Source organism: Barnesiella sp. (genome assembly GCF_022723415.1).
GTDB lineage: Bacteria > Bacteroidota > Bacteroidia > Bacteroidales > Barnesiellaceae > Barnesiella > Barnesiella intestinihominis.
The window spans coordinates 1-11,663 of sequence record NZ_JAIJHU010000071.1; the positions used below are offsets into that span (position 1 = coordinate 1).

An 11,663-nucleotide genomic window follows, 5' to 3' on the forward strand; every position below is an offset into this window, starting at 1 on the left:
TTGTTCATGCCGGGACGTCCGTAGGTGGGGGACAATGTATTTGCGTTTGCCTCGTGCATAACATTTTGAGACCGGTCGTAGTCACGAGCTAATATAACTTCTTCTTCGATGGCATTCATCGAGGAGAAAAGATCGCGATAGGGTTGAGCTCCTGTTTGGTAGATGGCGTAGGGGGCATTGTCGATAAACAGTTTGGAAGCCGTAGCACATTCGTTCAAGAACTTTTCATAACCGGGAATTCCATGATATTTACGGAATGTTCCTTCGAACAGGCATATTCTCGATTTGAGGGCTAAGGCGGTCCAATGGGTTACGTTGTATAGGTCTTTTTTATCGGAAATGTTATTGATGGCATAAGTGAGATCATCAAGGATTTTATCCATGATAAAGTCGCGGCTGTCTCGTGGCCTGAACAATTCGGGATCGGTGGAAGAAAGCTCTCTGTCGAACCAGGGCACTTCGCCGAAACGTTTCACTTTTTCGAAATAGAAATATGCTCTGAAAAAGCGGGCTATACCGTCGAAATGTTCTCTTGCATCGACATCGTCGCAGCGCACCGAGTGGCTTAGATAGAAATTGACCGCTCTGAGGTATTCCCAGTTCCAGCCTCCGCCAGATGTGGGCACGGTGCGTATACCCTGTACTTCGGCCGGTAGATTGAATATGCAAACGACATCGGCCGATTCGGTATATCCCGAAGCCGCACCGGGAAACATTCCGTAGAATTGGTTGGTCGCACTGCGTAATTCATCGGCGTTGTTGTAGTAGGTTTCCGGGGATATGGCATCGAGAGGGTATTCATCTAACATATCGGAACAACCGGCAGTGCCCGATAAAAGGGCAATGAAACTATATAATATAATGTTCTTTTTCATGATGATAGGGGTTAAAAAGTTATATCAAGTCCGAATGAAAATACTTTGGAAAAAGGATAAGTTCGGGCGTCGCTGTTTACTGTGATTTGCTCGGGGTCGATATAGTCTGATTTCAGTTTTGTCCAAGTGAATAGGTTGTCTCCACTGAAATATACTCTTAACCGGTCGAGTTTAATTTTCGAGGTCCATTCTGTGGGTAGGGTATAGCCTACGGTCAGATTTTTTAATCGGCAATAGGCTATGTTTTGGAGATATCGGTCGTTTTTGTGAGCCAACGAGCGGTTGCCTTGTGCGGCGTATCCTCTGATTTTGGGGAGATAGGCATTCGGATTTTCTTCGGACCAGACGTTGTCCAAGAAATTGGCGGGCACGAAAGAGGAATAGGGTCGTGCAAAACCTCCCCAGAACATCATGTTGTTTCCATCGGGATAGCGGTGTTGCCGACCGACTCCTTGAAAGAAGGCCGAGATGTCTATGCCGTTCCAGCTGAGTCCGATGTTGGCGTTGTAGAGATATCGGGGTTCTTTGTTACCGATGATGACCATATCACCACGATTGTCGGCTGTTTTTTCACCGTCGTCGATGCGACCGCTTCCGTCGATGTCTACATATCTGGGGTCACCGGCTTGTAGTCCTTTGTAGTCGCCTACCGCCGTAACGAATATGTTTTCGCAGACATAACTATTGTCTACGGCTTTGGCATAGGCGGCTGCTTCTTCGTCAGTCTGGAAAAGGCCATCGATTTTGTAACCCCAGATTTCGCCGATGGTCATACCTTCGTAGTAGCTCGATTTTGCGAATTCTTTCATGGGATTGTCGAATTTTGTAATCACCGATTTGCTATCGGATAGCCCGAAAGACAGGTTGTAGCTGAACGGTTTATTTCCAAGATTGAATTGATCGTACCAGCTTACTGCCAACTCAAATCCTTTTGTGCGCAGGTTGGCGGCGTTTTCTTTCGGAGGAGTCGCACCGTATACGCCGGGGAGCATTTTCCCGGGAACCAACATGTCTTTGGTATCGCGGATAAACAGGTCGGCACTGAGGTTGAGCCTATTGTCGAAGAATCCGAGGTCGAGTCCCAAATTGTGGTGGATAACGGTTTCCCAAGTGAGTTTTCCCGAGGGAGGAGCCGAGACGGCAGCATAGGTGACGGGCTCGCCGTTCATGAGATATCCGCCCAAGCCTTGCATATTCAGCTTTTGTATGTATGGATAACAGTCGGATATGGCTTGATTGCCCAGAGATCCGGTGCTGAGTCGTATCTTAAAGTTAGAGAATACTTTGCGTATGGGGTCGAAGAATGCTTCTTCGCTCATTCGGTAGCCTACTGCAAAAGAGGGGAAGAGTCCGGCTCGGTGGTCTTTGGGAAACCGAGAAGAGGCATCCCATCGTATGTTGAACTCGGCCAGATATTTTCCGGCATAGTCGTATCCGATTCTTCCGAAGTAACCCAATAAGGCCCATTTGCTTTGTCCTCCCTGTACTGTCACGTCTTTTCCTTTTTCACCGAGGTTGAAGTCGTTCAGTTCGTCGGACTGGATATTCAGTTTTGTGGCATAATGGTGTTTGTAGTGGTTTTGCTCATAGTTGAATCCGGCCACAGCGTATACGTGATGCGAGTTGAACGTGTTGTCGTAGTTTAGATAGGCATCGACGCTGTGGTAGAAACTTTTTTCATACTCTTGGATCAGTTTGTTTGAGAACCAAGAGGCTTGTGCCACTTCCTCGACACCGGGGTATTGGGAGTATTTTGCCTGAGTGGAGCGCTCCATGTAATCGGTGGTACTGTGTTTGAAGTTATAGTTTGCAGTGAAAGTCAGCCCTTTCATGATTTTGAATATGGTGCTCCAAGAGTAGGTCATGTATCGGTTTTCCTCTATCGACTTGGTGGTTCCGTCTCCAATCAGAATATGTATACCATCGCTGGGGCCGGATGCTTGAATGGGATTTTGGTAAACCCAAGTTCCGTCGGGGTTATAAGGCATCAGATAGGGCATCGCATGGAAAGTGAGGCTAGGAATGTTGTATCCGTGCCCTACACCGGGAGCCGTATATTTGGAGTCGTATAGGCGAGCCATAAATTTGACTGTTAACCATTTGTAGGCATCCGCACTGACTTTTGCCATTAAATTGGCTGTTCGGAGTTTGTCGGTGTTTTGTCGATAGATACCGTCTTGTGTCCCATAATTCCCGCTTAACAGGTAGTTTATTTTTTGATTCCCGCCGGAGATGCTGAGGTTGTGGTCCCAAGTGGGGCGTGACTGGTCGAACAAATAGTTGTACCAGTCGAAATTGGCATAGTACATATAGGATTCTACACCACCTCTGTTCTGTACGACGGTCCAGGGTCTTTCGGGATTCTCTGTTTTGTCAAATCTTCTTGCCTCCAATTCTTTGTAGTCATCGGAAGTGAAACGGGTGTAGGTGACACCGTTGTATGATCGCATGAATTCGTCAACGAGCATGGCGGCATCGTATCCTGTGGTTAAGAAGTCGGTTCTTGTAGTGGGTTTTGAAAAGCTGAATCTTCCGTTGTAGTTCACTTGGGTTTTACCCGACTCACCTTTCTTTGTCGTGATCAGCACCACTCCAAAAGGAGCCCGGGCTCCATAGATGGCAGCCGAAGAAGCGTCTTTAAGAACCGAAATAGACTCGACGTCACGAGGGTTGATTTTATCGATGTTTCCTTCCATACCATCGATTAGGATCAGAGGTTTGGATTCTTGGTTGATGGATGCGAATCCCCGGACGTTCATGCGGGTTTTTTCTCCGGGTTTTCCAGAGCCGAATGAGATATTCAAGTTGGGTATCGCACCTTGCAGGGCTTGTCCTAAATTATTGACAGGGCGTTTTTCTAACTGTTTGTGGTCGGTGTATCCGACAGCTCCGATCAAATTGGCTTTCTTTTGCGTACCGTATCCCACGACTACAACTTCGTCCATAATATTGGCTTTCTCGGACAGCTCGATGTTCATTGTGATGCCCGGTGTGACGGCAATTTCTTGTGTGTTGTGTCCCACGTATGAAACGACCAATCGGGATTTCGGGGTGGCTTTGATGTGAAACCGTCCGTCGATGTCGGTCGATACGGCATTGTTTGTCCCTTTAACCAATACGGATGCGCCGATGAGCGGTTCGCCATTCGGATTTTTTACGAATCCCACGATACTTTCGGACTTTTGTCTGTTTTTTTCGTTGGTTATAATTACATGTTTCCCTTGTATTGCGTATTTGTATTTTAAGGGGCTTAGAATCATCGATAATGCATCGGTGAGTTTTTTGTTTTTGATGTTCACCGATATTTTTTGATGAATATTGATTTGCGTTTCGTCAAAATCAACGGAGATGTCGGCTTGTTTTTCTATCGATTTGAATATTTCGGATAGAGGCTTATCTGTCATATTCAAATCGATTGTTTGATTTTGGGCAAAAACGAATTGAACGGAGATAAGAAAACATAATAAAAAAGCAATTTTAAGCGAATTCTTTTTAGATGATTCGCTGGTTTTAATTTTTAAATTCATATTTTTGTGCATTAGATTTTAGATAAATACTGTAATTGATGTCACAATGTAAGGTGTTTTTCTGATTTCAAACCGGAGAAAATGTTTTGGGTGGTTTTCTCCGGTTCTTTTTTTCATTGGTGTCGATTTTTAGTTGATGAATATTATATCGTTATTTTTTTTGTATTTCATGTTTTGCAGTATCCCTTCCAAAATGGATAATACTTCGTCTATCGTTTCGTCGTGGTCGAATTTTACAGTGAGCTTGTTGTTTTTGTATTTTTCTTGGTCGTAAAGAATCGTTACGTTGTATTTTCTTTCGATCGTTTTTACCAGTTTCCCGAAGGGCGCATTTTTGAAATATAGTTGTCCTTCTTTCCAATTTGAGAGTCTTTGGGCATCGACTATGTTTATTTCGCGTGAATGTGTGTCGCGGTCGTATATGAATTGTTCGTTGGGAGACAGTATGGTTTCATGCGGTATGGAGTCTTTGGTCGAGACTTTTATTTTTCCTTCTTCGAGTGTCGCTATCGTTTGTGGAGAGTTGCTATATGACTCTACATTGAATGTAGTACCCAATGCTTCGATGTCGAGAGTCGCAGTTTTTACGATGAAGGGCTTTTTTTTGTCGCGGGATACTTTGAAGTTGGCTTCGCCATTGAGAAACAGGGTTCTGGTGTCGCCCTTGAATGTGTTGGGGTAAATCAGTATGGATTCGGCGTTAACCCACACCTCGCTTCCGTCTGGAAGGAATATTTGCTTTGCTTTTTCTCCTTTGGGGACGAAGCATTCGATGAGTTGTTCGGTATCTTGGGGTGTGTCGAGTATCAACCAAGTGAAAAGGGCTCCCAAAATGGGAAGCAGTATGGTGGCAACGGCTTTATAGATAGTGCTGCGGAAGTTGGCCCTTTTTCCCGGCAAAAAGTTGTTTCGATGGAATGTTTCTAGTTCGGATAATGTAAATGCATCGGGTGTCTCGTTTTGGCAAGAGTCCCATATCTCTGAAATCGCTTGATCTTTTTCTTCTCGGTTTTTGGGGGAGAGCAGCCACTTTTTGAAAAGTATATCGTCGGTTGAGGGTTGGCTGTTGTTAAAAAATTTATGTATTATGTTTTGTATAATGTTATTCATGGTTCCGTCTTTTATCAGGAGACGGATATCTATTGAAATACTTCCTGCTCGTTAACTTTATTTAAGGAATGAGAAAAAGCAAGGCGGCTAACATGTTTTTTTTGAGTTGTGTTAATACGGAACTGATGGTCTTTTCGACTGTGTTCTTTTTAAGGTTCAGTCGAAGGGCTATTTCATCGTTGGATAGGCCTTCTTTTCGGCTCATGTTGAATATGGTTCTCTTTTGCGGCGGCAGACTTGCGATGGTCGCGTCCATGAGGCTAAGCAGCTCTTTGGCGTATATTTCGTGTTCGACCGAGGTAGACTGTGGGGCTGTTTCTTCCAAATGGGATAGATAGTTTTGTTCGGTTATTTGTCTGTCGAATGAGTCGTATACAGCGTTACGGCACATTTTGAAAAGATAGGATTTCAGTGATTGTATATGCCCGAGCCGGTCGTGCGATATCCATAGTTTACAGAAAATATCTTGGGCGATATCTTGTGCTTGTTCTTTGTCTTTGATGAAGCCAACAAGGAATCGGAGCACAATAGGGTGGTAGTGTATAAAAATAGCATCGAATGATGTGGTATCTCCCTCGATAAGTCTTTTTAGATGGTATGTCTCTAATTCAAGATTCATGGTATAGCAGGAAGGCTCCGTGTTGTTTTTTGACAAAAGTATATTTTATTTTGGATAAAGAAAAAGAATGTAATGAATTTTATTTGCGAATACCCGAATGTTATGAGGAGTGTTTTTAAGGTTCAGCAGAAAATCCGTGGGGATAGACTTTAATGTTAATGAATGAGGGTGGTTGGAAAGATTTCATAAGTTTTTTGCAGTAAAAAGGTTACCCCTTGCTATGAGTATACTTTCCATCTATTTTCTTGCATCTTAACCACCAAATAAAGGCGATGTATTTGGGGGGAGTTTTTGTTTGTATTGATCCCCTCGCCCTGCGGGCACTCCCCCTATATTTTGCTGCGCAAAACACAGGGGGAGAGTGTGAGATGTATATCCCTTTCGCCTCTGCTCCGATGTTATTCAAAATGCCCCGCCATGTTACGGGGTACGGTAGGAGGGAGAGGGTTAAAAAGCACTAATATTTTAAACTTCTCCATTGCTGTGCCCCGTAGCATTACGGGGTGTGGCGTTAGCAATAGGGGAGGTGTCACGAAGTGACGGAGGGATTGAAAACGCCATCGTATCAGTCTGTTTATACCGGATATATTCCTTTCTCCCCTGACGTGTCCCGTAGCGTTACGGCGAACTGTGTTAGCAATAGGGGAATATACACGAACAATCCCCGTTAATTATCGACTGAGCCACAATCCTTACTGATTATCTACTGAACTCAAATATTGTGTATATTTAAAATGCTAAAAGCGTAATGCTTTATTATAAAAGTACTACGCTTTTTGCTTGCGGAAAGAGAGGGATTCGAACCCTCGGTACCCGTAAGGGTACAACGGTTTTCGAGACCGTCCCGATCGACCACTCCGGCATCTTTCCAATGGTCTATTATTTTCGAGGGGCAAAGGTAGAGAAAAGAATCGAGTAGAGATTATTTTAATTGTAAAAAAAACTAAAACAAATTGACTATTCTTTTTCTTTCCATGTTTTATAGGGGTGTTTTGCCAGATTGGAATTGTAATAGCGGGGGTCGCCTGTAACTTCTGTTTCTATGAAAGGAGGTAAATCGAATTGTTCCGACTCTGATTTTAGCTCGATTTCGGCAATAACCAGTCCGTCATTATTGCCCATGAATTCGTCTATTTCCCATTTGTGTCCGGCATAGGGATAAATGTACCTTTTCTTTTCGATGATTGAAGGAAGACAGAGTGATCCGAGCATTTCGGCAGCATCGGCTACCGGAATGGGGTATTCGAATTCTTTACGGGTACAACCTGTGGTAACGCCTTTGAGAGTAATGAATGCATTATTCCCGGAAATTCGTATGCGCACGGTTCTTTCTTTATCGATTGAGATGTATCCTTGTTTATAATATTTGCATTCGATTGATTCTTGTCGGTATGACTGGTCTTTTACTGTGTATTTGCGTTCTATTTCGGCACTCATGATTTAACATATATAAATAGAATGCCGAATATAGTACATTTATTTGGTTTAAGAAGCAGAATAGAAATCCCGACATTATTAAACATTGTTAAACCCATAAAGTGAAGATAATAAAACTCCGAGAGCCGACAGTTTTTTTGTACTTTTGCATTTTGAAAATTCGAGAGAATCGAATATCGGGACCAATTATAATATACAGTTTGTGAGACTTTTATGACAAAAAAGATATATGTGGTATTAACCCTTTGCCTATTATTTATAGGACTTCCTATTTCGGCTACGGCACAAAAGGCGACAGTGATAAAGGGGATAGTACGAGATTCCATAACCCATGAGCCTATATCTTATGCTTCTGTTTTTTTTGTGGGGAGCGATAAGGGACTTATGACGGACGATGACGGTAAGTTTGCCGTTTCGGTACGTGATAATTTTCTCAATGTTCGATTTTCTACGTTGGGTTATCGAGAGAAGACGGTTTTTGTAAAGAAAGGAGCCGAGAATGATTTGGTTATCGATTTGGTTCCATCGGATTATGTCTTGAAAGAGGTGGTCGTGAAACCGAAAAAGGAGAAATACAGTAAGAAAAATAATCCGGCAGTGGAGTTTGTAAAAAAATTGATAGAGCGTCGCCACGTAGGAGATCCGAAAAATCACGATTTTTATAATTATGAAAAGTATGAAAAGATGACTTTTGCCCTGAATGAATTTTCGGAGGAACAAAAGAAAAAGTGGCTTTTCAAAAAATTCCAATTTATTTTTGACTATGTCGATACTTCGGAGGTTTCGGGCAAACCTATTCTGACTGTTTCGATAAAGGAGAAGATCGCCGAGAATTATTATCGTCGCAGCCCGGAAACTGAGAAATCTGTGGTGACCGGTATTAAGCGGGCAGGAATCGACGAAATATTCAGCCAAGAAAGCGTGCAAATGTTGTGTGAGGATTTATTCCGGGAAATCGATATTTTCAGGAATGATATTACTCTGTTGAATAATAGATTCGTGAGCCCTTTGTCCAACATAGGTACTTCGTTTTATAAGTATTATTTATTAGATACGATTCTGGTAGACGGCGTGAAATGCGTGGATTTAGGCTTTGTTCCGTTTAATTCGGAGTCGTTCGGCTTTACAGGTCATATTTATGTGCCCGAAGGAGATTCGACCTATTTTATCAAGAAGGTGAAGTTGAACGTGCCTCGGGATATCAATCTTAATTATGTCGAGAATATGTATCTCGAACAGGATTATGAACGTTTGGAAGACGGGACGCGTATTAAAACGAAAGACGATGCCATTATAGAGTTCCGGATTATGCCTGCCACGCAAGGATTGTATGCAAGGCGTATGACCACATATGATAAATTTACCTTTACTCCTCCCGACGATTTGTCGGTTTATGATTTTGAAGGTCGGGAGAAAGTAGAAGTGGATGCTCAGGCAAAACCGGAAGAGTTCTGGGTAGACAATCGTCATGTGCCAGTAAAGAAAAAGGAGAATGCCGTAGATAAACTTTTAGCTCGACTACGAGAGGTTCCGGTGTTCTATTATACGGAGAAAGTTTTGGGAATACTAATCAGCGGTTATATAGAAACAGGGAAAGATAGTAAGTTCGATTTCGGGCCGATGAATACGACTATTAGTGCAAATGAAATAGAGGGAGCTCGTTTCAGAATAGGTGGACTAACCACCGCCCAACTAAATCCACATTGGTTTGCTCGCGGTTATGTGGCTTATGGAACCAAAGATGAAAAGGTTAAATATTCGGGCGAAGTAGAATATTCGTTCAATAAGAAGAAATTTCATTCCCGGGAGTTCCCCATCAATTCTATCAAGCTGAGCCATTCGTACGACATAGACCAATTGGGACAGCATTATCTGTACACGAATAAAGACAATGTTTTCCTTTCTTTGAAACGTAAGGGTGATAATAAAGCTACTTATTTAAGAAAGACCGAGTTGTCTTATTTGCAAGAACGAAAGGGCGGTTTTTCATTCGGTTTGGGTATTCGTAACGAGATACAGCAGATGGCGACCGACCGTATCGCTTTTATCGATGGATATGGTAAAAAGATAAAGGATTATATGCAAACCAATTTTGAGGTGAAATTGCGCTTCGCTCCCAATGAAAAATTTTACCAAACGAAAAGCCAACGTTTCCCAATCAATTTGGATGCTCCCGTGTTGACACTCTCTCATAATTTTGCTTTCAAAAATTTCTTGGGCAGCAAGTATTCATATAATCATACCGAATTTGGGATTCAGAAACGTTTTTGGTTTTCGGCATTCGGTTATTTCGATGCTATTGTGAAGGCCGGAAAGGTATGGGACAAAGTTCCTTTTCCTATGTTGATACTTCCTAATGCGAATCTTTCTTATACGATTCAACCGGAATCATATGCTTTGATGAATGCTCTCGAATTTATCAACGACCAGTATGTGTCGTGGGATTTTACTTATTATGCAAACGGAGCTTTGTTCAATCGTATCCCTCTATTGAAATATATGAAATTGAGAGAGGTGTTTGCGTTCAGAGGTTTGTACGGTAGTTTGAGCAAGAAGAATAATCCACTGTATAATAAAGATTTATTCGTATTCCCGAAGGGTAGTACCGAAATGGATAAAATGCCCTATATGGAATGTAGTGTAGGTCTCGATAATATATTTACCATTTTGCGGGTAGATTATGTATGGCGATTGACCTATCGGGAAAGTCCGAACGTGAGCAAAGGCGGGGTACGTATCGCCTTGCATTTTTCGTTTTGAGGGTAGCTTCTCTTGACTCTTTTTGTGATTTGTGATAGTGCATTGCCCGGTCGAAACGATGGCGTGGCTAGGGGAATCGTTTGCCGTCTTGTTTTCATTTTTGTAACCTTTCCGTCCTACGGACACCTCCCCTATATTTTGCTGAGCAAAACACCCCGTAATGCTGCGGGGCACGGCAGAGGAGGTTTAAAATATCTCCGATAATGAAAGCTGAGATACCCTGCAAGGCTATGGGATATGGTAAAAGAAGGGGGATAATGCTCTTCTGTCACATTATTTTAGCGAATGAGATAGATTGATTGTATTTGGCCTTCGCCCTTGTGTTGCGTTGGCACAATAGGGGAGAAACCGAGGAAACAACAGTTTCTGAGGAGAGATTCTAAAATTCAAATCTACTCCCACGAATTTTCTACTGAATCGTTTTTCCTTTTAATTGCGTTTTGTGGTTATTTGTGTTACCTTTGCGATTTAACTTAAAAGATGTATTTATGAGAAAAGTATTTGTATGGATGTGGCTTGCTTTATTTTTAGGCGGGCTGATTTCGTGTGTCTCCTCGGGAGATTCGTCTCGATGGGAGTTGGTGTGGGAAGATGACTTCAATGGTACTTCTTTCGACACGGCAACATGGTCTAAAATTCCGAGGGCTAATCCTGAATGGGCTCGACATATGTCGGACAATGAGGCTTGTTATGAAATGCGAGATGGTAACTTGGTATTGAAAGGTATTGTGAATACCGATCTCGAAAATGATACTGCTCCGTATATTACCGGGGGTGTATATACCAAGAATAAACGAGGATTTCATGGCGGCCGTCTCGAAGTGAAAGCTAAATTGCAGGGTGCGCAAGGAGCTTGGCCGGCTATTTGGCTCAAACCTTGTGACGAGGCTCAATGGAAGTGGCCGTGGGCCGGAGAGATCGATGTCATGGAGCGTTTGAACCACGATTCGATTGCTTATCAAACGATACATACCGCTTATACGATCGAGAGAAAACAGACACGTAACCCGCGTCACGGTTCAAAAGGAACTATTAATCCCGATGATTATAATGTGTATGCCGTAGAAATGTATCCCGATAGCCTTGTTTTCTTTATCAATGAAAATCGCACCTTTACTTATCCGCGCATAGATACGGGAGAGGGTGACGAATTGCAATTCCCGTTTAAGAAACCTTACTATCTATTGATCGATATGCAACTGGACGGTGGTTGGGTAGGTCCTGTGGATACGCTCGATTTGCCGGTCGAAATGGTCGTGGATTGGGTACGTTATTATAAAGAGAAAGAATAATGGGATAGATATCTGATGAAAAAAGGAGCTCTGTACAGAGCTC

The 11,663-nt window shown here is 42.7% G+C and carries 7 protein-coding genes and 1 tRNA gene; 2 read left to right on the forward strand and 6 right to left on the reverse strand.

The genetic code is table 11. The features are described from left to right. The 6 genes from QVD32_RS11560 to QVD32_RS11585 form a co-directional block, all read right to left on the reverse strand. Positions 1 to 875: RagB/SusD family nutrient uptake outer membrane protein (locus QVD32_RS11560; protein WP_287710238.1), on the reverse strand; the 875-nt coding region annotated here is incomplete at its 3' end. A gap of 11 nt (positions 876 to 886) precedes the next feature. Next, positions 887 to 4,279 (reverse strand): TonB-dependent receptor, encoded by a 3,393-nt coding sequence (locus QVD32_RS11565; RefSeq protein ID WP_229033562.1) that lies wholly within the window; start codon positions 4,277 to 4,279, stop codon positions 887 to 889. A 252-nt stretch (positions 4,280 to 4,531) separates the two neighbouring features. Continuing rightward, positions 4,532 to 5,512, reverse strand: coding sequence for a FecR family protein (locus QVD32_RS11570; protein ID WP_021892415.1), 981 nt, complete (start codon positions 5,510 to 5,512; stop codon positions 4,532 to 4,534). A 61-nt stretch (positions 5,513 to 5,573) separates the two neighbouring features. Beyond that, a complete protein-coding gene (locus QVD32_RS11575; protein WP_008861872.1) occupies positions 5,574 to 6,167 on the reverse strand; it encodes an RNA polymerase sigma-70 factor in 594 nt (197 codons plus the stop codon). A 747-nt stretch (positions 6,168 to 6,914) separates the two neighbouring features. Continuing rightward, a tRNA-Ser gene (locus tag QVD32_RS11580) sits at positions 6,915 to 7,001 on the reverse strand. An 87-nt stretch (positions 7,002 to 7,088) separates the two neighbouring features. Further along, positions 7,089 to 7,568, reverse strand: coding sequence for a CYTH domain-containing protein (locus tag QVD32_RS11585; RefSeq protein WP_008861874.1), 480 nt, complete (start codon positions 7,566 to 7,568; stop codon positions 7,089 to 7,091). Positions 7,569 to 7,781: 213 nt separating this feature from the next. Here QVD32_RS11585 and QVD32_RS11590 point away from each other — a divergent pair, with 213 nt between their 5' ends. Both QVD32_RS11590 and QVD32_RS11595 read left to right on the forward strand, forming a co-directional pair. After that, positions 7,782 to 10,328, forward strand: coding sequence for a DUF5686 family protein (locus QVD32_RS11590; RefSeq protein WP_008861875.1), 2,547 nt, complete (start codon positions 7,782 to 7,784; stop codon positions 10,326 to 10,328). A 488-nt stretch (positions 10,329 to 10,816) separates the two neighbouring features. Then, positions 10,817 to 11,620 carry a glycoside hydrolase family 16 protein gene (locus QVD32_RS11595; RefSeq protein WP_021891163.1) on the forward strand — a complete coding sequence of 268 codons (804 nt, stop codon included), beginning with the start codon at positions 10,817 to 10,819 and terminating at the stop codon, positions 11,618 to 11,620. Positions 11,621 to 11,663: the final 43 nt, after the last annotated feature.

Excerpts from the sequence above, each read along its gene's own strand:
- QVD32_RS11565 (WP_229033562.1), bottom strand. The coding sequence starts at position 4,279 with ATGACAGATAAGCCTCTATCCGAAATATTCAAATCGATAGAAAAACAA.
- QVD32_RS11570 (WP_021892415.1), bottom strand. The coding sequence starts at position 5,512 with ATGAATAACATTATACAAAACATAATACATAAATTTTTTAACAACAGC.
- QVD32_RS11585 (WP_008861874.1), bottom strand. The coding sequence starts at position 7,568 with ATGAGTGCCGAAATAGAACGCAAATACACAGTAAAAGACCAGTCATAC.
- QVD32_RS11590 (WP_008861875.1), top strand. The coding sequence starts at position 7,782 with ATGACAAAAAAGATATATGTGGTATTAACCCTTTGCCTATTATTTATA.
- QVD32_RS11595 (WP_021891163.1), top strand. The coding sequence starts at position 10,817 with ATGAGAAAAGTATTTGTATGGATGTGGCTTGCTTTATTTTTAGGCGGG.